The following is a 21,833-nucleotide window of genomic DNA, read 5'->3' as shown; positions in this document are numbered from 1 at the left end:
TCTATACTCCTATTCAAATTATATAAGTATAGCCGCGTACAAAGCTTTATTGCGTGCAAAATCTTTAAATTTGGTCTGGTTTTTTTGAGGCGTCGGCGGTTTCAGGCGCATCTTTTGCCTTGGGTTTTGTGGTGACGGGTTTTAGGGGTATGGGTGAAGTACTCCATCCCGCCTTGATCCACCCCGGCGCGTCAACGAGGGGAATGCGCCGAGTTTTCCCATCGGGACTGTACAAAAGAACTGGATCTTGGTTTAGCATGCCAGGAATGCCCCATAAGTAAGTGCGTCAGGTGCGCCAATTGCGGTGGCGGTAGCGCGGATGTACAAAGCGCCTGGTAATAAGTCTTCCACCCACTCGCCGGACAAAGGAATATCAAATTGCTTAATAGTCCCGTCGGCGGTGCAACTGCCAATTTCCTTATAAGTGCCAGCGACGGTTGTGGCGGCTTCGATGCTGATTTTCCATTCAGCAGAGCCTGCGGCGTAGCCAGTGTAAGCACCAGCTAAAATCACTGCCTTATAAGCGAGTTGCTTGTCGGCGGCGAATTCGATTGCGGTTTCTGATGTAGTTGTAGCTACCGCAGTAGCGTTGTAATCCCTAAGTTCAAGACCTTTGTCGAAAAGTAGATGGCGGCGGTTGGCGATAGTTGAGCGACTCATGTGATGTATCTTGGTATTGAAATGGTTTTACCCCCTGGAAAATTTTCCAGAGGGTGCGGGTAGAATCTTGATTAAGCGATCGCAGGGGCATCGGTGATGCCGTGTAGTCTAGCTGCAGCGCGTCCGTGATAGCAGGCGATCGCGTTGTACCAGTCCACGCGAGTGCGGAATACGGGCTTGGTTTCGAGTTCTCCCAAGTCACGAACAGAAACACCGTACACACCGTCAACCGCACCTTGAATGCCGGTCAACATCATGTCGCCAAAGGAAACCACGTAGATACTCGTGCATTGCGTGGAAGAAGTGCCGTCCGGGGAAGATTCGGTATAATCCAAAATTTGGTCGCCGTTGTTGTCGTAATCAGCAATCAAAATAGGTAAAGAATTATACTGCATTACCTGGTTGCCGAGTTCATCCACCTCGTACTCAATGTCTCCACCGATTTGGTTGCGCACGGCTTGAGAAAGCTTGCGGCGGATGGCTTTGCTCATGATGATGTAGTTCGGATTGTCAACCGCGTCGATCGCCTCGTCCAGTTTCTCAAGACTAAGCGGTCCTCCAATGTTTTTATTTGCAATCAATTGGGTTCCGGTGAGCCGGACTTGTAGCCCGTCGAAAACTCTGGGGTTGGTTGTGGAATCGCCCTTGATAAAGTTGCGTGTCCAAGACAAGGACAGCGCTTTGACTTTCATCATCTCATGGACGGTCCGGACGGAGGTACCCTGCATATCAATGATGGCTCTGTCTACATCCAAGTCTCCGCCGGCAATTTTATGTGCCTCAGACTGGGGATTGAGTACGCCTACGCTTTCTTGATAGCCCTCGTTGATGCCGCGAAACCCGATACCGGGCAGTTTGTCTTCGCGATTGTAGTGTTTGCCGGTTCCTGGTACGTTCTCGAAAGGGATTACGCGGAGAATATCACTAGTTGCGGCGTATTCTTCAATTATTGTTGCAGTTTCTGGAGTAGCAAGTTTTTTTGCCTCCAGTAAGGTCATGGACATGGTGAAGTGAATTTTGAGGTGGCTTGTGGTGTGGCGTCACGCCGATGTCAACCTCAGAACTCACTTCCGAAGTCAAACGTCTACTTACTTAATTCCCAGTTCTCTGATCCGCGCTAATCGCTCAGCACGATTGGTAATGCCCATCACCTGTTCTCTAGTTGCCGCAAGCCCCGCTGGATGAGATGGCTGCATACCTCCACCAGCGCCGTTGCCCACAGGGTCAAAAAGTGCCGCCGTGGGACCACTTGATCGCAGCTTGAGCATCAGATCCTCAACGGTGAGGGGAGTTCCTTTGTCACCCAGCATCCTGGTGCCGTCGCGAGGATCTAGTACTCGCAGTTTGCCATCCTCGCCGAGTTGTAGGAAGGACATGGCGCGATCGCGTATCAAGTCGAAGTAGGAACAGCCGAAATCATCCTTACCGGTTTTTCCGCCTAAAGCGTAGAAAGCTTTCTCCAAATCGTTGATAATTCGGGTCTGCTTTAATTCCTCTTGCAGCTGTTGATTTTGCTGTTGAAGGGTTGTGCGTTCACCAGTCCAACGTTCCTTGAGTTCGTTGAATTTCTGCTGCTCTTCGAGCTTGCGCTCTTCTAGGTTGGCAGCTAAGTCCTCAAGCTCTTTGTAGCGCTCGGGGTCAATTGTTTTGATTTGCTCTAATTGAGCTTGGAGTTGTTTATTAGAGTCTTCTAATTCTTTGGCACGAGCTGCAACATCATCGCGCTCTTTGCGAGTAGCTTTAGCTGTGCTAAGAATTTTAGCAATTTCTTCGTCAGAAAATTGCTTATTGTCTGGATTGGGATTGGTTGTGGAGTCTAGTTCTGGCGGCATTTTTGATATTAGTCATCACGACTGATAAGAGAATTCCCACCAAATCTAAAGGTAGAATTAATAGTCCTAAGTAAAGCCTTTGTTTCCACTTGCGCATCAATTTGGTGGCGGTGGAACTATCTGTCATTTTCGCTAGAGCCATGCGCAGAGTAATGCTGTGATTGGCTTCTTCATTGCAGATTGCGAGTAGCGATCGCCCAACTTTAAGAGGTAAAAATTGCAGTAGTTTTCTGTAAAAGCAAGCTTGGAATGATTCCAGCACTGTCATGAATGCTAGCTTATTTTCCCAACTAAAATCCCTGGCTTGATGTCCGCCAAAAAATGCCTTAGCACTGTAATATTTACGACTCAATCCATCAGCTTGGAAGGATTCTGATGCATCCCAGTTGACTGTACTCCAAATTTGTGCATTCTTTGATTCCCGGTTGAATAGCTTATCAGCCGATAATTCCAGCTTGCTACCCGTGAGAGTGCAGAAGGCTTGCGCGTGGTGATACTCAGACTCAGCTTGCTCTTTAAGGATAAGATTGAGTGTGGAATTACCCTCAGCTTGGGCTTGTAATGCTTGTCGCCAGCAGAAGAAAAATACACCCACTTCCAGTTTTTTCAACAAGCTTAATCGATTGGGAAGTTTGCTGAACACCCAAGCCAATACTAGGCAGATTAGTTCGTCTCTATTACGAGTAACCCAAGAGAGTAACGACATTTCCACTCATCGTGAAGCATACACCGTCATATTGCCCACTCTTAGCTGGGTTTTTGGCGAAGAAACTAATCCAGCGGTAAGTGCTGTCAATTGTCACTGCTATCTTGCCCCCGGTATTGGGCAGGGCTTGTACAAACTCCCTACCGATTAAGCTAGTGTTGGGTGCTTGGTTCCAGCGGTGTAACTGGATTGAAGTGGAGCCAGTTGAAATTGAGATATCAAATCCTGGAACTACAGTCAGTTGCAAAGACTGTTGTGGGGCATAGAATTGAAATGCCTTGCCCCCAATGGCACACTGCCCGGATGTGCATAAATTTCCACCACCGAATGCCACGCCACCACCAGTACCACTGCTTTTAATCCACCTACCGATGCCATCATCTGGAGTTACCACGGAATTGCCGTCGGCAGTGGCAGTACTGGAGGCGATGAAGGTGTACCAAGCGGGTAGTCCATCAGCATCGCTTTGCACCAGCCTTGTGTATCCATCAGGGCGATTTTCTTGTGCTATTGCCGTAAGTGCGGCTAAGTTGGCTATTCTGTAACCAATAGAAATTGGCATGTTCTTTATCGGGGCATGGCATCAATGATCGGAATTCCCCCCACTGGAGCAACCAAACTTACGTTCGCACCCTTACATAAAGCGCTGGAATTGGAGATAGCGCGAGCTGAAAATATTTGCCCGTTAGCGTTTTGTACTTGGTAATTACCTGTTGTGGAGTCGTACCCAAGGATACGGGTGCTGTGTTCGAGGATGCGATCGCGTGCTTTTTGTATACCAATTTGTTTTACTTGGTAAGTGTGCCGATTTTGAATTGAGATGTTTCTCAAAAGCTCTATTTCCTTCATGAAAAAACTTGCCTGCCCTTTTCTTTACTGAATAAACTGTAAAGGATTAGTTTTTTCTCTTTGCCGTTCTCTGGTTGATATTTAGGAATTTTGAAGGGAGCAATAAATTCTCTAGTTTCTAGCGGTTCAGGTATTGAGCCAACATTTATGGTAAACGACTCTTGTGTTATGGCGTTATTTAGTTGCGCTAAATTAGAGAAAATTAGTTGTTCGGCTTCTACCTTAATACCGTTTTCACCTTTTAGAAATGCTTCTGGTATAAATATTTCAAACGCACTGTTACTTGTATTTTGACCAATTAAAACAACATTAATTACTATGCCTCCAGATGTTCCGTAAGCATCTATTAATCTAAATCCTTTTTCGGCATTGGGAAACGCGCTAGAACCCCAATCAAAACCAAAATAACAAGCTATATTGCTTTTTGATTGTAGATTACTTATTTTCCCAATATCCCAAACAATTATTCCTGTTGATAGACTGTCACCACCTGTTCGCCCGCCAATCAAGACATAGCAAATCTCTCCATTGATGCTCTTGTATTTTAAAGCTTTAATTAAAAAAACATTCTTGTTAACCAAGACTTGTTCTGTTACATAAGGTAAAGAGTTGACAACGAAGGTAATTTCTGAATTACTTCTAAAGGTTAGACTGGTGAAATTGCTTTCTTTTTCTGTTACCTTAAACTCCAAAATTGATAAATTTATGGCAGCGATATTAAAAGCATCAGTGACGTAAGTTGTAGTTGAGTAAAATTCAGGAAGTTTAAAATTAGTGATATATTTTAAAATCTGCGAGTCATACCCCATTGAGTAATAGCTGTCGAGCGAGAACCATTCTAGAGAGTATTCTCCATAGCCATCGCTCGGATAAAAATCGCTGATGTCGTTAATTACTAGCTTTTCAAGTATTGTGCTGTTGTTTTTTAGCGTTCCGATAAATAAGCCAACTGGACTTATCGATGCTTCTAGGTTTTGTCCGCCGTTTAAAAATATTTTGTGTATACAGTTGGAAGATTTATATTTACCGAGATCGGGTATTTGAAGATTGATAGGTATATCACAAAGAAGCCCTACAATAATAGGTTCGGACTTGGTAATCTGTTGCGGAATGGTGGGATAAACATGAGGCATCGAATCGTATGCAAAAAGCCCTTCACCACGCCTTAATCTGATATTTTCTCCCTTGCCTACAGCGCCACTTGTGATGGAAGATCCATAAAAACTAGCTCCGTTTTGATCGATTAGCTTCGTTAGTCCCGTTACAGGATCGTAGCCGGAGATGGTGGTTATTTTTTGTTGCCCTTGTAATGGTTCTTCCATTATTTTTTGCTCTCTTGAGCGGCGATTGAGTTGCTGCTGTTGTTGCAATAGCCTAAGTTCAGATTCCATTGACGTACCCCGTGTTGAGCATGGCATAAGGAATCTGATAAGTGTAACTTTGTCCTGGAGGTACGGTGACAGGGGCGGATTCGACAAAATAGGCGATCGCTACTCCCGATGCATCTTGTGGAGTAGGTTGAGCGCTTGCCATTAGGAATGCTGTTTGAAAATTTAGCGAAGCATCCGTTGCTGTGAATGTCGCTGTGGCGATGGGAATTTCGTAGCGTTGATCGGTGGTGTCGTAAGCGCCCGCAGTGAACACAATATTCGCTCTAGTGTAACCATGCTCTGCGGCAGGCTCGGCAGCGACAAAGTCAGTAGTTGAGCTTGCTCTAGTTAGTAATGCGGTATTCGCCAAGCACAGCCAAAAACTATTGGGATCTGGTGGCGATTCACCTAGATACAGAATTCTGGCTGATTGTGAAATCCACTCATTGGTAAAGGTTCCTGCTGGCATTAATTAGAGCTTCCTAGAATATTCCAAGTATTTTCATCCACGCTATCCCAATCAAAATTTTCCCAAGTTAATTGAGATGCTTCTAATCCTTGCCCCTGCCCTAGCTCGATCTGCTGATAAGTCGTAGCTAAAAGGTAGGGGTAGGGGTAAAAATCAATTCCTTGCCCCTGCCCCAAATACAAGGTTTTGGGTTCTACGTAAGGTGGTACAACTGCGCCACCAACTTGAGTACCCACCCAGATGCCATCGCAGCTCCATAATGCTTTCATTTGGCTGACAACCCAGCTTGCGCCATCTGCCAGGTAAACTTGCATCGTGTTATCTGGTTCCGTAGCGCGAACTGTCATTAAGGGGGAGTAATTGAAAATCTCATCCACTAAGGGCATCGCTAACTCCTGCCCTTTATAGCGCCCTTGCAGTAGTCGCCCCTCTCGTTGCGCTAGAGCCTGCAGTTGAGCGCTAGCTTGAGACGATGCTCCTCCGCCAATCGCATATACCACTACTTCTCCTGGGCGGAGTGCAGGCTCTACTCTTCCTGCCAAGAAATCAACCGTATAAGTCCGCTCCCGTTGCTTGAGGTTATTAGCACATAAATCGCTAAAAATAGCCTTTTCTTCTATGTTGTTTTCTTCGATTGTGTATTCGGGAGGGCAGCGCTCTGGTGCGGGTGGAACGAGTTGCCCGGAGTTAGAAACTTTTGTTTCTCCTGCAGCGTAAACCAGGTTGGATTTAGTAGTGAAAATTCCGTCTGGCGATTCATTCGCCAAGTCTGGATTTACCCGCACCAATGGCTCATAGCTATTTGTGCTATATTTCCAGGTATTTTTATTAAGCTCCGTCCACTCTTCAGTTTTAAGTCCCGATTTCACTAAATATTCGGGCGGAAATATCCACTTCTTCCAGTCCTCATCCGTGCCATTAAGAATAATTATTCTTAATTCGTAAGTGTCTACAGTAATTTTTTTGAGTCGATCCTTTTTGTCGTACTCATAAGTTTCTTTGATAAGCTTGGTTAAGTTAAAGGCGCTTATATCAGCAATGTAGTCCGGACGTGCTTTTAGGAATTCAGCAAAGTACGTAGCTCTCGGCTGATAAATTTTAGTTTCTTTAGTTTTGAGTTTACACTCTGCGTTTTGTTCGTATTTCCATTCTTCTACTTGCTCTTCTGCTCTAATCAAGCTCAATTTTGAAGAGTTTTTACTTTGCAGATCTTTGGGTATTACTAAGCCCATCGGCGCATTAATCAGACTGGTAACTTTTTGAATGTGCTGGCTTTTGCTCCATTCTTGTATTCTTTTGGTGCGCTTAATTACGATATCGAAATTAGAGGCAGTTGAATCGACGGTGGACGCTAAGCCGTATTGTTCTGTGGTGTCTTCTATGTATTCCGGCGTGGGGCGAACAATCATTTCTGTTCCTACTGCTTTGATTATTTCGCACGGTGATTCCGCTCCCTCAAGGCGCTTATACCAGATTTCGTCACGCCCGATTAGCATACTTATGCTACCAATGCTGGGAGCTATATTTGCCGGTTCAATGCGAAAACTTTCGTATCTATCAATCCAAGCGTAGGAGTTATTTGCATAAAGAAGCTTCCCAACTGATTGCAGATATGAACCAGATAAATTCAGAGGATAATTGTAGATTGTGCTAGCAATATTTCCGCTGATATTAGTAATGCCAGCTTCTTGTAAAAGGTTGGTAATAATATAGCTGGCTGGCTTACCTTCACTCGATTTATTGTCAGCTTTATCAGGATCTGTTGGTTCCTTGAAGTTCAGTACTGCGATTAAATCGCCTACTTCTAATGTTAGCTGTTGCTTCTCTATGTCGTATTTGGGTGTTAATATCCGCAATGCCCCTCGTGGATGACGCTGCAATACGCCTGTACTATTAGCAACTTCCAGTGTCACCTGCACACCCCTACAGAAGCGTGTGGGATTCTTGCGATCATCCAGCGATTCGTCAAAGTCGATGGCATTACCCAGCAGGATTGAGCCTGTGAAACTAATCAGCCCAGAAGAATCAAGGTGTGAATCGCTACCTTGGAACGAAATCATGCAGGGCGTAAAGTCCTTGCCCCCGATAAATAACCGTACATTCCTGGCTGATTGGTTGGCTGTCACGCTGCCACCTTATCCAGTTCGCGTAGTGTAAAGCTGGCAACGTAGGGATACAGTCCGTTGCGCTGCCACTGCGACTTAGGTTCAAACATCCGTGCGTAGAATTGTGCAGGGTAAGCTACGCCACCAGGGAATGTTGCCTCACTTCCCCCAGTGGCGATCGCTCTCGTCCTCGCTCCGTGCTCAACAAAATTCTGCACGCTATCTTCTACTAAAATCCTGTAATTGCTGATGTTCCGGCGTAGCGAGTCACTTTTTTGGAAAATAGCACCCAAAGCGTGCCACTCTTCCCAAGTCACCATTGCGCTAGCTACCCAAATGTGTTTTGGTTCGTACACGGGACCGCTATCCAATGGCGTGCCAACGATACTGTACTCGGTTTGCCCGGTTTCAGGTGTGTTGCGATCGTAGGCAGTGAAGCGACTTAAGGTGACAGAGAGTTCAGCAATGCTTAGGGTTAGTTGACGCATTGTTCTTTCTTGAAGGGCAATATACTTCGTTCCCGGATTGCAGCAAAAAGCAAGGTTCTGTGCTATTAGTTCTGCAACCGTCCGTGTAAACGATTGTTGAGTTCTCCCTTCTGTCGTCGCCCCTGTGGGGTTCCTGGGTTTTTTCTACGGGAACCGTAGGAGATTGGGTGACGATAGCTGCTACAAGTAAAAATGGCGTCATGAGAGTTGAGGTTTTGGATACACCTACAATTCCCGCTCTACTGTACCGATGCGAGGTGCGATCGCTTAAATTGATGGCTTGTGATGCACCCTGATGAACGCATCCTATCAGGGGTGATGATTCACCCCTGTTTACTTTTTTGGCTGCAAAAAAAACACCTACGTTCGCGCTCGTGGTGTTGATAATAGAAATAGAAACTGGCTTGTTAACAATCTTGTGCCTCAGCACCTAAAATTTGGACGACAAGATGATCCGCTATCACGCTTATTAAATCAGTTTTTTCTAGCTTACCTGTAGATACAGCTAAAACCAACTCGTATAATTCGTTGTCAGATAAAGTCAAGTTGTATCCGTTCATGCGTAAAAAAGCTTCCGTGATGCCAAGAGCAGCGCGTTTGTTGCCGTCAATGAAAGCGTGGTTTTTAGTAACGTGATATAAATAAGCCGCGGCCTGCTCGGCAATTGTGGGATGCAAAAATTCACCAAAAAAGGTAGCTTGTGGTTGAGATAAAGCAGACTCTAACAGTCTCTCATCTCTTACTCCCAAACTACCTCCATGCGTTTCGATTAGATCGTCATGAATAGCGATCGCTAATTCAATGTCAACAAATTCAGGATTCAGCAAGACGACGGTAAACCTCAGAGCGCTCTTTTTTGGAAGCTAAATAAGCTTGAAAACCTTTAGACTTCCTAATATCAGATTCTACAGCAGACTCTACGTTTGGTTGCCGATCTAAACTGTTACCGCTAGATGGTAAAAAGCGGTTTTTCAAAGAATCGTCAGAGTTTAAGCATGTCTCAAAGAATTCTTTCATGGCATCAGTAGTAATTACACCTTGAGGGTAGGCATTTTTCCATGTGGGTTCGGAGTGAGTCATCTGCGAAAGTAAAAAGGCGTTTAGATGACCAAATCTCGAATAAACTCCATCAAGTAGTGCTATTTGCCGTTCGCTGTAAACAGAGACATCAAAGTTTTTTGGCGCTGGAATAGGATTAGATCCGTGAGCTTTGTACTCTTGCCATAAAACTGGAATGACGGGACCGAAATCCCATGCCTTGATTTCTTCCAGGAAGAGAGGTTCACCGTAAAGACCTAAATAAAAGCCCTGAGCATAGTAAACGTGCTTTTGTAGTGGCATATGAGTCAAACAGCCAGACAACGTTTTGGCTAGCCAGCAAAAGTAATTTGCTACGTCAAAACAAGTTAGCATAGTACCCCTCCTTGGACTAGTCAACAGGCTTGTTCTATATTAAGGATACAAAATATTAAGCACGGTTCCTCAAAAGCGACGAAATCTTCACATTGCTAAGAGCATAAAGCGCGTGTTGACATGGTGTCAAAATGTATGGTACTCTGCGCCCTGTACAGTGTACACTCGCGCACCCCTCTTCAAGCGCTTAATCTTAGATTAAAAAACCACCCAGTGGTGGGTGGTATTTTAGTCCCTATGGAAAATTTTCCAGGGGGTAGATGTTACTTGTAGATTTTGTGAGCCTCAGCACTGGCGTTCTCAAGGCTGCCAACTACTTGTTTTAGTTCGGGTTTGGAGTAACACCATGCTGCTATTGCCTCTAGTAAGTCCTCAAGGTTATAGCCTTCTTGCGCGAGTATTACCATGAATTCACCCATGAACCGGGCAAGAGAATCGCGGCGGAAGCTACGCAACGCGAGTCGGATTTCTGTGGAGTATGTATCGTCCATTACCCTTCTCCCTCGATTTGCTTCAATTGCGAAACAAGAGCCGCTATCTTGGATTGGTAAGACTTGATTTCATCATGAATTAGGGCGCGTGATTCTTCGGGGCTTAGTGGGCTGATTAGATCTTCTAGAAAGCTTTGTGATTCTTCAAAATTGTTGGGGTCTGGTAATACCCAGTAGCGCCAACAATCTTCAACTTGCCAGTACTCCATGCCGATAATCTCTCCCTGCTTCACTCTTTGACCGAATTGGTATTTAGGTCTTGTCCAATTGCTAGGTATGGAAATTTTTGGGTTTACGTTGTAGGTCATAACGCTGTATTCTCTAAGTGTTTTACTTGATCGAGGTGGGCTACACCGTCCCAGAGGTGGTGTGCCACCACTTTTTCTTGTTGGTCGAAGGCTAAGCCTCCCAAAGCCTGTAGCAGGTTGCGGAGGGTGTAACCGCGTTCTTCCAATAAAGGCAGGAGGTGGTCGTTCAGGAAATGCTGCAGTGCGATTTCTCGATCAACTCGTAGGAGGATTTGGATTTGCCTGGGGGTCATGCCTGCCATTGTCCAGCCTGGATAGAAGGTACGGGGCAACGCCTCATCCAGTCAGCAATCGTTCATCTCCAGCGCTTCCAACACAGTTAGATGCCACTGTAGGGATTGGATGGTTTTACCGTGTCCCTTAGCCGTGTCTACGACTATTTCGCTGTGTTCTTTACCTTTTTCCGTGGGTAAATAATCGGGATTCTTACCATCCGGATTTTTAATCTGAAAACCCTGTTCGATGAGAACTTTGTTGACTCGCACGGCACTCCACTTTTCTCCAGTGGATTCCGTCAGCTTGTTCGCTAGCACCGTTGGGCGGACTAGGTTGGATTCGATTGAAACAGGCAGTAAAGCTTTCGCTTCTTCAATCACGGTTCGTAGTTGAGGGTGAAGTTTGGCGATCGCATTCCCTTTGACTCCCGCTTTTAGGTTGGGGTGCAGGTCGGTGTTGCCTAGCATTAGGTCGATGACATCGGAAATTTCTTGGGGTGTGGGAGTAGCAGGGGGTAATGCGAGTTGGGGTTGTTCTTGGGGTTGGATTTCTTTTTGGGGTTCGGCGATCGCAAAAGACCCGGTTTTGCGGATGGCGGGTAAAACCTCGTGATAAACCCACCGCTGGAAACGTCTCGCTACGGGTTTGCGAGATTTAAATATTAAACGATACAAACCTGGCTCATTTACGACCAACATTTCTTGATCGCCTCCAGGGGTGTTGACAATGGCAACCCCCTTTTCATCTTCGTCAAGTCCGCCGTCGTGGTAAACGCTACCGTCTTTTGTTTTGCGTTCTCTACCGTTGACTGCTAAAGACACGACTATGCCCAAAATCGCACACACGTCAGATGCAACCCACCAAGGATCATCGGCACTGCCAACAAACCGAACTTCTTGTGACTCAAATTGAAATACTGTTAGATTGCTCATAATTACTCCTGACAAAGCAAGAAAGAGACGCATGACTTGCGTCTCTGAGTGATGGGATATCTGTTATTACGCCGCCGAATTAGCTACAAGCATTCCGTTTAGCGCGATGATTGCGAGTATTGCTTGAGTGTCGGTATCGAGCCTCGCTTTGAGTTCGTTATTCATGGGTTGAGCGATCCACTTCTCGTCCAATGCTTTGTAGAAAGTTCCGAGCAACTTTCTGCCCTTCCAAAGGCGGTATAGCGTACCGAAGTCTTCGTCTGGAAGTCCGTCGATCTCGAATTCTGGAGCCAGTTCTTGGGCTTGTTGTTCTAGATATTGGGCAAGCTCGATCTGAGCAATTTGTTGAGAATCGATTGCTGTTTGAGTCATAATTGACTAGTTCCTTTTTTTTATTTGGGATTAGAGAAGCGCTTTAGTTTGCGAGACCGGGGCGCTTTCTCTATATTTAAAATGTATACCGTCACACGACACTTGTCAAGCGTTGCACGACATTATATATTGAGTAGTGTAGAGCGACAATTTACATTAAAGGAGGTGTCTCAAGGTGAACACAGTGAAAATTAGACGCTACACGGACGTTGCGGTTGAAGGGTTAGGAGCAAAAATTAGACAAGTTAGAAAAGCTGATGGGCGATCAGTTGAGGTCTTAGCGGGAAAAGCCGGAATTAGCCGGGCTTACTGGCATGATATTGAGGCGGAACGGATACGGGATGCCTTGCCTGAAGAAACTTTTCGCAAAATAGAAGAGGTTCTAGGAGTGGATTTTGGGATAAATTTTGATGATTAATTTTTTAATTTGACTAGTAAAATACTCATTTTTAATCTTGGATTAATTTTTATCGGTCACAACCTTTAAAGACAAACACCCCACCTAATAAGTGAGGTGTTTGTTTTATGTACAAACGGATATAGCTTTAAGCGATCGCCAAATCTTCAAGTATTTTCAGTACGCTTGCTGCGTTCTCGCTTTGTGATAAAGCAATATAGTCGCGGTTAGATATGCGCACTTTGCTTCAAAGATGGACAAGCCCTTTTTAACACCCAATCCTCAAGAGTTCAAACTTTACGTCTACTGGATCGTAGGATCATCTCAGAAACTGTCTGCCGAGTTCAAAGACTGCAAATGGATTCCCCGAATCGACGAAACGCTTATCTTGCCGATAGATGAGGAAGAGTGGCATAAATTCAAAGTAACGGATGTGGTCTACGATTTCAAAAAACAATGTGTTCGAGTGTGGTGCAAGCCGAAAGACATAATTCCACAAAAAAACAGTATTTGTCGGGAGGAACCCTCTCCAAGTCCTGGGTTGTATGATTTTGAAAAACGAGCGCAGCAAGAGCTTGACCGTGTTGAAGCAAGGCAAAGACAAGAAAAAATAGAGCGCCAATCCCGATTAGAGCAAGAGTTTGCAAGGGTAGAGATGGAAGAAGTGGATCTAGAACTAGAAAAGCTGAAAGCCGAAATGAGGCAGCAGTAGACAGCGCAATACCTCGTCGTTAATCTCAGGTTAATTTTAAAGATAAGCACCCCGTGCGCCCGGCGGGGTGTTTGCTTTAGGCACAGAATCACCAGACCTTCTCAGACAGAAGAAACACGTATGCATCCCTTCTTTCCCACCAGAAGCCAGCCACACCCCAAGACAAGCCACCTAATCTTACAGCAACAGCAGGTAAATGACCGGGTGGAGATGAGATATCGAAGTCCAAATCATCAACCTGTAGCCACTTTTTGTGAACGCGCCATCCCACTTTGTCGCCAAAAGCTTCATAAATTTTGTCGTTGGCGTTAAGACTTCCCCCGACGTTATTCCAGATGTCTTTTTGAACACTAAATCCAAATCGACCATCAGAAGCTCTTGTCCAAAGCTGATCGATAGCGTGCAAATCTTTTTGGGGAAAGTTTCGGATCGACGCTACGTTTAACCAACCCTCTTGTTGTCGATTTGCTACCTTGAGCATAATCCTAAGCGTTTCTCGATCCGCTTCAGCCCATCTTCCGGCTACTAAGAGATCCCGCAGTGCGGCGGTTAAATCGTGTGTTATTTTTTGCTGAATCAACGGGCGATCGCGTTCTTTGTGTTTACGCAGTAACACTATTGCTACTACGAACACTGCGATGATTATGATGAAAAGCCAATTCATGGTTATGCCTCTTTGTAATAGAATTGGCTCAATTTTGGCAAAGTATACGGAGGGAGGCAGCAGCGATCGCACTTAAAAACAATTTGATTTATCTTAATCAACCTCACCCCCTATGGAAAATTTTCCATAGGGTCATAACCCTGCCCCCAACACCTGCGCCCGTGAAATATCGTTGAGGATTGAAGCAGCATCGTCCACGGGATTGGGCGTGCTGACACTGAGGCTGCGTGGGGTATTTGCGAGAGTCAGGATTGCATTATTGAGTGCATCCAGCCGCTGCTCAATGCCAGAGTTGGCAACCTTGAGCGCATCGACAAATTGACTGTAACCAGTTGTCGTAACGCTCGGCTTAATTTGTGATTCTTTTAATGCTTCTGATAAATCGTTGGGCTTGCTATTCAGTGGCTCGTATGCCTTACTGTTGCTTGTGAGCGCCAAATCATCCCGATGGCGCATGTACGCCTCAAAGATATTCTCACCCGGCATTGCTTTGATAATTGGGCTGGCATAGGTTCTGATTTTTCCAAATTCAAAATCGGATGCTGGGGGATTGCCTTGTTGCCTGTTGAGAGCTTCATCATAATGGTAGCCAGTAGTGTCGATACTACTGGTTGTTTTTTTGGTTTCAATAATTCTTCCTTCGATTTTGTCTTGGGCGATGCGGCTATGATACTCAAACAAGCCTTCGCCTGGTTTTTGAATAAAGGGATTAACCCAATCGCTGGGATTTTTCGTTTCACTCTCACCACCGTTCGAGTTCTTGTCTTTTAATTCAGAAGAAATCTTGGTGGCGCTTGCTTCCACTTTCTCTAATGCCGCTGATTGTTTCCTGGCGCTATCAGCTGCTAATTGCTGATCTATTGCTGCCCTTTGGGTTGCTTCCTGTGCCATGATGGCATTCCTGGTAAGCTCGTCCTGGATGTTGAGGTTTTCCTGGGCAGATTGTAGCCTGCGATCGCTAAGTTCGACTTCACGGTTAGCAAGCTGCACTTCGATGTTTGCTATCTCAATCGCCACCGGATCTTTTTTGATGCTGGCTATTCTCAGTGCTGAATCTGCTTCCAGTCTTGCTTTAGCAGCTGACAATCTGCCCGATTCTGCTTCAAATACAGCCGTCTGTGCAGCTATCTTCTGTCGCTGCAAGTCGAGTAGCAGTGATTGGCGTTGGTATGCTTGCTCGGTTTTCAGCGCCTCCAGCTTCTTGGCTGCAATCTCGTCCTCAATCTGGCTGCGCTTTTCGAGAATTTGTAGCTCTGAATCACCAAAGCCCAGGGAATTCAGTTGGCTTTTGATTTCCTGCCCTACCTTGGGGTCGAGGTTTTCATCCTTGAGTTTGCGACTGAGTTCCAGTGCGCGATCTGCATTGCCCTTACGGATATCCAAGCCAGAGATACCCGCATCGGATACCGCTAACTTTAGATTGTAGCGGGACTCCTCTAGCTTGGCGGTGCGCTCAAGACTTTGATTGTAAAGGTCGAGGTTGGCTTTTTCCTGTTCTAGGTAGTTTACCGCAAGTTTGAAGCGACCTTCCTGCACATGCCGCACTTGCTCAACAGCGGCAATCCGTTCGTCTCGCAATTTCGCCTCAGCATCAATCTCAAGATCGATTAATTGCTGGTTTTTCTGTGCCAATTCTGTGTTAAGGGCGAGGATCTTCTCTGTCGCCTCTTTCGTTGTGATAATTCGCTTGTCTCTTTCTTCCTCTACCTGAAGAATCTTGGTTTTGATTAATTCAGCTTCTGCTCTGTTGGTATCTTGGTCGATCTCATTGCTGAGTCGGGCGACGGTTGGCTGGTTCGCTTCTCCGAACAAATCACCGCCTTCCCTGGTGCGCTGCTTAAGAGCGATGTTGCGTTCAACTTGAGATTGCGCGATCGCCGCTTCGGCTTTTTTATTAGCAAATTCGATTCCTTCCAGCACCTTCTCTCGGTACTGTTGCTGCTTGGAGAGACGTTGATCCAGTAACTGTCCTTCAAGGGAAGCAACTTCAGTGAGCAGCGATCGCTCGCGTTCGGCGTATTGCTTAGTGGTGAGAGTGCCTTCTGCCCGTAGCTTTTTGATGCGATCGTATTCCTGTTGTTTGGCAGCGATGCGGGATTGAGTAGCACTGATATCCGCATCAAGGGACTGACGAGAGGCTTCTTTGTCGTCAATTTTACCTGATAGTTGCTGTGCTTTGATCTGTTTAGTGCTTGCGGAAAGTTTTTGGCTGATGCCGAATTCTTCCTTGGTAGCTATCTCTTCAATATCGCGGATGCGTTTTTGCTTTAAAGCCTCACGAGCCGCAATTTCAGCTTCAATTGCTTTTAGTGCCGCACTGCTAACTTGCTTGGTTAAATCTAGCTCCTGTTTGGCAGATGTCTCGGCATTTACTTTCCCTTGTTGCCTCAATTCTTTGAATTTCGCTAATTCCGATACTGCTTGCTGAAGCTCTTTTTTAGCTGTTGTGCTTTGTACGCGAGCGATTTCAGTATCTGCATCTTCTGAGTTTTTCCCCCCCAACAATTGCTGACTTCTGATGCCAATTATCTGGCTATTTTCGTTCTTTTGAAGAGCAAACATCGCCTTTTCATTAGCTTCAGTGAATTCTTTGAGTGTCTGCTCTTCAGCCAGCCGCTTACCTTCAGTAGTTTTTTGTGCTATTTGAATTCTGACTTGTGCGAGTTTGAGTTCCTTGTCGCGGATCTCTTTTTGAGTTTTTTCAATAACTTCTATTTGGTCTTTGGTTGGTGATGGTACTGCTAACAAGTCACGCATTTGTAATTCGCGCTGCTGCAGCAAATTAGTCAGATCTGTTCTTTGAACCTCCAAGTCTTTTGTGTCTATCGCTTTGAGCTTTACTTCTAGTTGTCGAGGAGTGATTTTGCCTTGGACTTGCTGTTCGTAAATAGCACTAATAGCTTTAGACTTGAATACCTCTCGCTCTTCTACTCCCTTGTCGAATTCTATAGTGCTTTTCTCAATTTGACGCTGAATGTTTGTGAAACTGTTTCCCAGAGGTGATAAATCAATTGCCTTAAGATCTTCTAATCTTTTCTTAGCTTGATCTATTAAAGCGATTGAAGTTGCAAGTCTAGCTTTGAGTTCCTGTTTTGCTGGTTCCGGCAAATCTGCCTCTTCTACAATTTTTACCGCTTCACCTAAGTCTTTAGAATTTTTAAGTATCTCGTCACGCAGGGATTCAATAGGTTTAATGACTTGTTCGCGTTGCTGTTGTAAGTCCTCGATTTGCTTTTCTAAGTCTTGAATCGCTTTAATATTGCTTGGGTCTTTACTAGCACCCGGAACGGAAACTATATCAAGTCTTTGTAGTTGAAGAGACTTGATTTGCTCGTCAATTGACTGACTTTGAGCAAAAGCTTTACCCGCATTTGAAGAGCTAAAACCACCAGTTAGCAACTGGGATTGGTCGATTATCCTTTGTATGTTTTCACCTTGATTGGTGACTTTTAATAAGGAATTGTCAAACTGATTTTCTGCGAGAGTTCTAATTTTTTTGTCGTTACCGAGTTTCGATAAAAGTGGTCCCAATAGTGGTCCATATCGGATAATACTTTCCGCACTGAATGGATTTTTGGTAGCGTTGCGAGCTGTCTTGATGGCGTCGTCTGTCCTGTATCCGTTTTCTAATCCAAAATACTCGCCAGTGCCGAGAGATAAATCAAATCCCTTAGACTTGAAATCTGGAACTTTGCTCGGAATTTTACTAATAGCGTCAGTCGCGCTTTTCGCAGAATCACGCACCCGATCAAGGCTTTCACTCATGCGATCGCCTAACTTATCAAACTTGCTTCCCAATTCATCCGAAAAATCGGCTTTAGCAAAGAATAGTAGCACCGCCGCAGTCATCGCAAACACTGCCAACTGGCTCTTCGCAAGTCCCGCTGTCAAGGTATTGAGTGATGATTGAAACACTCTGCCACTCTTTACGGAATCAACGAAGGCAATGCTCAACGCCTTTATGCTCGTTACCAAATTCCCTATCACCGGTCCCAAAGCCATTTTGGCTAGAGTGGCGGTTTGAATTAGCATTAAGGTGAGAGCTGTAAACTCCACAACGGTACTAGGGACAATACCAAGCACCCCCTTGAGAGCAGTAACAATACTGCCAATACCTGAGGTAGTTTTCTGCGTTTCGGCTGCTCCACTAGAGAAAGTAGAGAACAACTCGGATATCTTCTTGATTAACCCATCAATCACCAAGATGACGGACAACACGATGTTGAAAGTCCCCTTCATCATGTTGTCCATCACCGAAAACTTGGCACCGAAAACGTCATCTAAAAAGTCAGCGAGAATGCCGACAACGAATGGTGTAAGGGTAGCGAATGCTCTAGCGAACAAGGGAATCAGTGCTGCTGTAAGCTTGGCTGTTATACCGCTACCATTAAGAATGGTTGTCAATCCTACAAAAAATTGAGCGCCGATTCCAATCAATGCGACGCCGGCGATTTGAATTATCTTGTCAATGTTTTGTGCCGCAATTTCAATGAGTCCGCCAAAAGTATTGGCGACTCCCGCAAACAAAGAACCAAAGGCGTCGGCTAGCCCTTTTTGCAATTTGAGAATAGCGTTGTCAACTCTCGTAACTGCACTTAAGAAGCTACCGCTAGCGTCTTTCGCTGCTTGCCCAAACTGCTCCCTTAAACCCCTGCCAACCTTGGGCAACACATCTTCGCTAAGCAGTGAGCCACTTTCTAGGAGGGCATTGAATTCTTGTACAGAAATACCCAAACTTTTAGCGAAAATGTTGATCGCACCAGGTAATCGCTCTGCGATCTGTAGCCGCACTTCTTCAGCTGTCAGTTTACCTTTACTTAGTACTTGAGTAAAGGCGAACATCACCAGATTTAAATCTTCCTGGGATAGCTGCAGTGCTTTAGAAGCTGTGGAAATCCCCTCAAACAGTTCCCGCGTCTTTGCGCCTTCTAATCGCGTTCCTTTGGCTGCAGCAGATAGCTTAGAATAGCCTTCCAACGAAGCGAGCAGCGGCGTATTCAGGTCAGAGCTTATACCCGTGGCGAATGCAAGTTCTCTCTTGCCTCCTTCTTTGCTACCTGCGGTGAACTCTAGCCGCTTCTGTGCTGGCTCCAGTTTCCGCAGTGCTTCAACTATTGTTTGGATGAGGGGTTGTAGCGCATTATGTAACATCCCAAAAGTGACGGCAAGGGGTGCGATCGCTGGGGCGAGTGGTGCGAGTAATGCTCCGAATGTAGCTCCTGGGGCTGCCAGTGCCGCACCGGAAAATAAGAATCCCGAAGCTTCTGAAACAAGCGATCGCCTTTGACTGGAAGGAATGCTCTGCATCATTTGCGAGCGATAAAATCGTGCTTCCAGCTTCCTGAAAAGTTGCTCCCAGAAGCTGCCTTGTACGCCGGACTGGTAAGCCGCTGCTTGCTGCGAAGTATTGGGGTTTAAGGAGGCTCGTTGCGATGATTGCGCTTGCTTTGGCACTGAAGCCCTGGCACCGACATTTAACGCCTTCTGTACTTGTTGTGCCGTTGCAGAAACAGATCCTCGCACCGACGCTGACAACTGGCTTTGCAAATTCTGAATACCAGCTGTTGGTATTTGAATCTGTCGATTGGCAACAGACTGGGCTTTTTGTACTGCCGTCGCTAAACCAGACTGGATGCTAGAAATAGTTTGCTGTACGGCATTTTTAGCACCAGTGATTATCCCAGAGAAGTTGGGAACTTTGATTTGTTGTAGCGCGTTGGTTACAGCTTGCCGATTCTGGGGATTGCTAATTGCTTTTGCTACACCAGAGTTGTTGACAATGGCTTGCCTGATTTGATTCGCACTGATTTTTGCCAAAGGGATGTCATCTTCGTTTGGCAATTGTGTCGATAAAGGCTTTCTTCTGGATCTTCTACGCCTAGTTTGTGATTGAAGAATGGATGCTAAATTGTCGCTGATCTCTTTAGATGCTTGCTCTGCGAAGGTGTAAGCATCTGTCTCTAATTTGCGAATTGTAGCTACTAATTTTTGCGGCGGATATTTGCCAAATTTCTGCTTGAAAGCCTCACGGTATTCTTGCACCGAAGCTTCGATGTCCAAGGCTTTAGAGCTGGCTTTCGCTGCAGTGAGTGGCACTCCTGCTTTGATGCCTTTGGTTAAGTCTGCCTGCTTGATTCTGCCAAAAGCTAGCTGTAAAGCGTGTCTCGCCTCGTGAGCAATGGTATCTATGTCTTCGCGAGATAAAGTGCCAGTAGCTAATCGCTTGCGTAGATCTTGGCTTAAATTGAGGTTGTTTTGCCTTGGATCGTAAAGCCCCGCAACGCCGTTCGGCATTTGCCCAAAACGCAATCCGGGTATTTGTCCGCGTTGCAATTGAACGCCGGACATGCGGGCGATTTCAGTAAATATCTTACGGAAATTGCTCTCAGCTTGCCGCAATTCCAGATCGTCCGCACTGTTGGTTTTTTTCGCGGTATCTTTGGGGCGCCTTCTTCTTTTAGCTAGACTGATATCTGGAGCATTAACGTTTGCTGATGGCTCGGCTGTTAATTTGTTGACATCAAGTGACAGCCTCGCTGCTTCATTCTTCAGTTTGATAAGAGCGCTGTTAGCCGCTTTCAGTTGCCCCAAGCTTCTATGAATCGCCGTAGGAAGATCGGAATTGGCGATGTCGATCACCATTCTCTTCTCAATGTCAGCAATCTCTCGTACAAGTGCAGCGATGCGCGATCGCGTCTCTTCAGTCTTTGGTAGCTGCTTGAGTTGAGCGAGTTGGGCGCTAAGTTTTCTGGTGGCAAGCTCGGTTTGTGCCTTGGCTTGCAGAGGGGTTAAATCTGCAATCTCACCAGTGAGAAAGCCTTGGGTTGTGGCGTTCGGTTTTCCTGGATTTGTCCCCGTGCTGCCACTCGCACTGCCTTGCAGCTTCGAGAAAGTGCCTGCTAGAGATAGCGCGGCGTTGCCTGCCTTGTTGAATGCATTAACTGCACCACCAATGTTGACACCAAAGGTTTGCAAAACATCCGAAACGTTTTTAGCTGTTGTGCTAATAGTTTTAAAGTTTTGCTTTAAGTCCTCAAGACCGCTATTGGCGTTCGGGGCTACGCTTTGCTGTTGATTTTTTTGCTGGTTTGCCCCACCTTTAATCCCTAGTTCCTTCCCCGATACTCCCAGCAGCTTCCCCGTCTCTTTGCCGAAGTCAGAGAGGGTTTGCCCGATCTGGTTGTCTAGTCCTTCTGATAGCGATTTAGATAACGAGCCTGTAATGCTTCGCCCAATATTCTCGAACGCACCCGTAACAACCGATTGCAAAGCAGAATTGACTGCTTTGATGGGGGATAAAGTGAAGTCAACGAAATTCTTACTCGCCTGGTCGCCACGATTGGCACTTTGCTGTTTCTCGAAAAGGTTATCTAAGCTTTTAGCGAAGGCGCTTTCAATTCCTGCTGAATCGCTGTTACCACCACCACTTTGCTTAATTTCAACAGTGGTGTTGATTTGCGTTTTAATTTCCTCGGCGACAGATGCAACCGCGCTTCTTACTTGCTGAGAATCGAATTTAACCTTAAGTTCAACCTCTACATCAAGATTTTTTAATTCGCGTTCAAAGCATTCTAAATCCGGGCAGACACAGATGGGAATACAGTCAAATTTGAGTTGCTTGAATTGCTTGGCTAGACCTTTGGTATCGAATTCAATGGGAACAACTAATGGCTCTAAAAAGCCCTGCAAGCCCTTGATTTGCTTCTCGAAGTCTTTGGTATCGAGTTCCAGTTTGATGGGTATAGGCTCGAACTTCTCACTAGAGAGCGCCCTAAATTCCTTGTCAAAGCCGGAGCGATCTAGTTTGAGTTCAATTGATACCGAGCCTACTGATGTCATGGGAATAATG

The 21,833-nt window shown here is 45.6% G+C and carries 23 protein-coding genes; 3 read left to right on the top strand and 20 right to left on the bottom strand.

Annotation, left to right across the window (positions count from 1 at the left end):
- Window positions 1-64 precede the first annotated feature (64 nt).
- The 11 genes from ICL16_RS03370 to ICL16_RS03320 all read right to left on the bottom strand — a co-directional run bounded on the left by ICL16_RS03370 (window position 65) and on the right by ICL16_RS03320 (window position 8,479).
- Entirely contained in the window at window positions 65-259 is a 195-nt protein-coding gene (locus ICL16_RS03370; RefSeq protein WP_190825478.1) for a hypothetical protein, read from the bottom strand.
- Complete coding sequence (locus ICL16_RS03365; protein WP_190825477.1) at window positions 253-660, bottom strand: hypothetical protein; 408 nt, start codon at window positions 658-660, stop codon at window positions 253-255. Before ICL16_RS03365 ends, ICL16_RS03370 begins: the two co-directional genes overlap by 7 nt.
- Before the next feature lie 71 nt (window positions 661-731).
- Entirely contained in the window at window positions 732-1,664 is a 933-nt protein-coding gene (locus ICL16_RS03360) for a major capsid protein (RefSeq protein ID WP_190825476.1), read from the bottom strand.
- An 84-nt stretch (window positions 1,665-1,748) separates the two neighbouring features.
- The gene (locus tag ICL16_RS03355; protein ID WP_190825475.1) at window positions 1,749-2,492 is read right to left on the bottom strand and encodes a hypothetical protein; all 744 of its coding nucleotides are present in this window, start codon (window positions 2,490-2,492) and stop codon (window positions 1,749-1,751) included.
- Window positions 2,446-3,198, bottom strand: coding sequence for a hypothetical protein (locus ICL16_RS03350; protein WP_190825474.1), 753 nt, complete (start codon window positions 3,196-3,198; stop codon window positions 2,446-2,448). Before ICL16_RS03350 ends, ICL16_RS03355 begins: the two co-directional genes overlap by 47 nt.
- A complete protein-coding gene (locus ICL16_RS03345; RefSeq protein WP_190825473.1) occupies window positions 3,170-3,760 on the bottom strand; it encodes a hypothetical protein in 591 nt (196 codons plus the stop codon). Before ICL16_RS03345 ends, ICL16_RS03350 begins: the two co-directional genes overlap by 29 nt.
- A 5-nt stretch (window positions 3,761-3,765) precedes the next feature.
- Window positions 3,766-4,047: a hypothetical protein gene (locus tag ICL16_RS03340; RefSeq protein ID WP_190825472.1), complete on the bottom strand. Its 282-nt coding sequence runs from the start codon at window positions 4,045-4,047 to the stop codon at window positions 3,766-3,768.
- Window positions 4,044-5,438: a hypothetical protein gene (locus ICL16_RS03335; protein WP_190825471.1), complete on the bottom strand. Its 1,395-nt coding sequence runs from the start codon at window positions 5,436-5,438 to the stop codon at window positions 4,044-4,046. Before ICL16_RS03335 ends, ICL16_RS03340 begins: the two co-directional genes overlap by 4 nt.
- Window positions 5,428-5,886 carry a hypothetical protein gene (locus ICL16_RS03330; RefSeq protein ID WP_190825470.1) on the bottom strand — a complete coding sequence of 153 codons (459 nt, stop codon included), beginning with the start codon at window positions 5,884-5,886 and terminating at the stop codon, window positions 5,428-5,430. The genes ICL16_RS03335 and ICL16_RS03330 overlap by 11 nt, the downstream gene beginning before the upstream one ends.
- On the bottom strand, window positions 5,886-8,012 hold the full coding sequence (locus ICL16_RS03325) for a hypothetical protein (RefSeq protein WP_190825469.1): 2,127 nt from the start codon (window positions 8,010-8,012) through the stop codon (window positions 5,886-5,888). Before ICL16_RS03325 ends, ICL16_RS03330 begins: the two co-directional genes overlap by 1 nt.
- Window positions 8,009-8,479 (bottom strand): hypothetical protein, encoded by a 471-nt coding sequence (locus ICL16_RS03320; RefSeq protein WP_190825468.1) that lies wholly within the window; start codon window positions 8,477-8,479, stop codon window positions 8,009-8,011. Before ICL16_RS03320 ends, ICL16_RS03325 begins: the two co-directional genes overlap by 4 nt.
- A 167-nt stretch (window positions 8,480-8,646) precedes the next feature.
- Here ICL16_RS03320 and ICL16_RS46640 point away from each other — a divergent pair, with 167 nt between their 5' ends.
- Window positions 8,647-8,775, top strand: a complete 129-nt coding sequence (locus tag ICL16_RS46640; protein ID WP_273038184.1) for a hypothetical protein — start codon at window positions 8,647-8,649, stop codon at window positions 8,773-8,775.
- Window positions 8,776-8,886: 111 nt separating this feature from the next.
- Here the strand turns inward: ICL16_RS46640 and ICL16_RS03315 are convergent, their stop codons facing one another.
- From ICL16_RS03315 to ICL16_RS03285, 7 genes are all read right to left on the bottom strand, one after another.
- Window positions 8,887-9,306: a type II toxin-antitoxin system death-on-curing family toxin gene (locus ICL16_RS03315; RefSeq protein WP_190825467.1), complete on the bottom strand. Its 420-nt coding sequence runs from the start codon at window positions 9,304-9,306 to the stop codon at window positions 8,887-8,889.
- Window positions 9,293-9,892, bottom strand: a complete 600-nt coding sequence (locus tag ICL16_RS03310) for a Panacea domain-containing protein (protein ID WP_190825466.1) — start codon at window positions 9,890-9,892, stop codon at window positions 9,293-9,295. Before ICL16_RS03310 ends, ICL16_RS03315 begins: the two co-directional genes overlap by 14 nt.
- Before the next feature lie 263 nt (window positions 9,893-10,155).
- Window positions 10,156-10,383: a hypothetical protein gene (locus ICL16_RS03305; protein ID WP_190825465.1), complete on the bottom strand. Its 228-nt coding sequence runs from the start codon at window positions 10,381-10,383 to the stop codon at window positions 10,156-10,158.
- Window positions 10,383-10,691: a hypothetical protein gene (locus tag ICL16_RS03300; RefSeq protein WP_190825464.1), complete on the bottom strand. Its 309-nt coding sequence runs from the start codon at window positions 10,689-10,691 to the stop codon at window positions 10,383-10,385. Before ICL16_RS03300 ends, ICL16_RS03305 begins: the two co-directional genes overlap by 1 nt.
- Entirely contained in the window at window positions 10,688-10,933 is a 246-nt protein-coding gene (locus ICL16_RS03295; protein WP_190825463.1) for a hypothetical protein, read from the bottom strand. The genes ICL16_RS03300 and ICL16_RS03295 overlap by 4 nt, the downstream gene beginning before the upstream one ends.
- Before the next feature lie 42 nt (window positions 10,934-10,975).
- On the bottom strand, window positions 10,976-11,839 hold the full coding sequence (locus ICL16_RS03290) for a BRO-N domain-containing protein (protein WP_190825584.1): 864 nt from the start codon (window positions 11,837-11,839) through the stop codon (window positions 10,976-10,978).
- Between the two features lie 66 nt (window positions 11,840-11,905).
- Window positions 11,906-12,211 (bottom strand): hypothetical protein, encoded by a 306-nt coding sequence (locus tag ICL16_RS03285; protein ID WP_190825462.1) that lies wholly within the window; start codon window positions 12,209-12,211, stop codon window positions 11,906-11,908.
- Between the two features lie 175 nt (window positions 12,212-12,386).
- Here ICL16_RS03285 and ICL16_RS03280 point away from each other — a divergent pair, with 175 nt between their 5' ends.
- Both ICL16_RS03280 and ICL16_RS03275 read left to right on the top strand, forming a co-directional pair.
- The gene (locus ICL16_RS03280) at window positions 12,387-12,629 is read left to right on the top strand and encodes a helix-turn-helix domain-containing protein (RefSeq protein WP_420485246.1); all 243 of its coding nucleotides are present in this window, start codon (window positions 12,387-12,389) and stop codon (window positions 12,627-12,629) included.
- Between the two features lie 232 nt (window positions 12,630-12,861).
- Complete coding sequence (locus ICL16_RS03275; protein WP_190825461.1) at window positions 12,862-13,320, top strand: PspA/IM30 family protein; 459 nt, start codon at window positions 12,862-12,864, stop codon at window positions 13,318-13,320.
- 88 nt (window positions 13,321-13,408) lie between these two features.
- Here ICL16_RS03275 and ICL16_RS03270 read toward each other — a convergent pair whose 3' ends face one another.
- Both ICL16_RS03270 and ICL16_RS03265 read right to left on the bottom strand, forming a co-directional pair.
- Complete coding sequence (locus tag ICL16_RS03270; RefSeq protein WP_190825460.1) at window positions 13,409-13,984, bottom strand: GUN4 domain-containing protein; 576 nt, start codon at window positions 13,982-13,984, stop codon at window positions 13,409-13,411.
- A 132-nt stretch (window positions 13,985-14,116) separates the two neighbouring features.
- A complete protein-coding gene (locus ICL16_RS03265) occupies window positions 14,117-21,823 on the bottom strand; it encodes a tape measure protein (RefSeq protein WP_190825459.1) in 7,707 nt (2,568 codons plus the stop codon).
- Window positions 21,824-21,833 lie beyond the last annotated feature (10 nt).

Origin of the sequence: Iningainema tapete BLCC-T55, from assembly GCF_014698965.1 — a bacterium.
GTDB lineage: Bacteria > Cyanobacteriota > Cyanobacteriia > Cyanobacteriales > Nostocaceae > Iningainema > Iningainema tapete.
This window is presented reverse-complemented; position numbering and strand designations above follow the sequence as displayed.

What these genes read in the sequence shown, in the direction of transcription:
- ICL16_RS03370 (WP_190825478.1), bottom strand. Translation starts at nt 259, where the DNA reads ATGCTAAACCAAGATCCAGTTCTTTTGTACAGTCCCGATGGGAAAACT.
- ICL16_RS03365 (WP_190825477.1), bottom strand. Translation starts at nt 660, where the DNA reads ATGAGTCGCTCAACTATCGCCAACCGCCGCCATCTACTTTTCGACAAA.
- ICL16_RS03360 (WP_190825476.1), bottom strand. Translation starts at nt 1,664, where the DNA reads ATGTCCATGACCTTACTGGAGGCAAAAAAACTTGCTACTCCAGAAACT.
- ICL16_RS03355 (WP_190825475.1), bottom strand. Translation starts at nt 2,492, where the DNA reads ATGCCGCCAGAACTAGACTCCACAACCAATCCCAATCCAGACAATAAG.
- ICL16_RS03350 (WP_190825474.1), bottom strand. Translation starts at nt 3,198, where the DNA reads ATGTCGTTACTCTCTTGGGTTACTCGTAATAGAGACGAACTAATCTGC.
- ICL16_RS03345 (WP_190825473.1), bottom strand. Translation starts at nt 3,760, where the DNA reads ATGCCAATTTCTATTGGTTACAGAATAGCCAACTTAGCCGCACTTACG.
- ICL16_RS03340 (WP_190825472.1), bottom strand. Translation starts at nt 4,047, where the DNA reads ATGAAGGAAATAGAGCTTTTGAGAAACATCTCAATTCAAAATCGGCAC.
- ICL16_RS03335 (WP_190825471.1), bottom strand. Translation starts at nt 5,438, where the DNA reads ATGGAATCTGAACTTAGGCTATTGCAACAACAGCAGCAACTCAATCGC.
- ICL16_RS03330 (WP_190825470.1), bottom strand. Translation starts at nt 5,886, where the DNA reads ATGCCAGCAGGAACCTTTACCAATGAGTGGATTTCACAATCAGCCAGA.
- ICL16_RS03320 (WP_190825468.1), bottom strand. Translation starts at nt 8,479, where the DNA reads ATGCGTCAACTAACCCTAAGCATTGCTGAACTCTCTGTCACCTTAAGT.
- ICL16_RS03310 (WP_190825466.1), bottom strand. Translation starts at nt 9,892, where the DNA reads ATGCTAACTTGTTTTGACGTAGCAAATTACTTTTGCTGGCTAGCCAAA.
- ICL16_RS03305 (WP_190825465.1), bottom strand. Translation starts at nt 10,383, where the DNA reads ATGGACGATACATACTCCACAGAAATCCGACTCGCGTTGCGTAGCTTC.
- ICL16_RS03300 (WP_190825464.1), bottom strand. Translation starts at nt 10,691, where the DNA reads ATGACCTACAACGTAAACCCAAAAATTTCCATACCTAGCAATTGGACA.
- ICL16_RS03295 (WP_190825463.1), bottom strand. Translation starts at nt 10,933, where the DNA reads ATGGCAGGCATGACCCCCAGGCAAATCCAAATCCTCCTACGAGTTGAT.
- ICL16_RS03290 (WP_190825584.1), bottom strand. Translation starts at nt 11,839, where the DNA reads ATGAGCAATCTAACAGTATTTCAATTTGAGTCACAAGAAGTTCGGTTT.
- ICL16_RS03285 (WP_190825462.1), bottom strand. Translation starts at nt 12,211, where the DNA reads ATGACTCAAACAGCAATCGATTCTCAACAAATTGCTCAGATCGAGCTT.
- ICL16_RS03275 (WP_190825461.1), top strand. Translation starts at nt 12,862, where the DNA reads ATGGACAAGCCCTTTTTAACACCCAATCCTCAAGAGTTCAAACTTTAC.
- ICL16_RS03270 (WP_190825460.1), bottom strand. Translation starts at nt 13,984, where the DNA reads ATGAATTGGCTTTTCATCATAATCATCGCAGTGTTCGTAGTAGCAATA.
- ICL16_RS03265 (WP_190825459.1), bottom strand. Translation starts at nt 21,823, where the DNA reads ATGACATCAGTAGGCTCGGTATCAATTGAACTCAAACTAGATCGCTCC.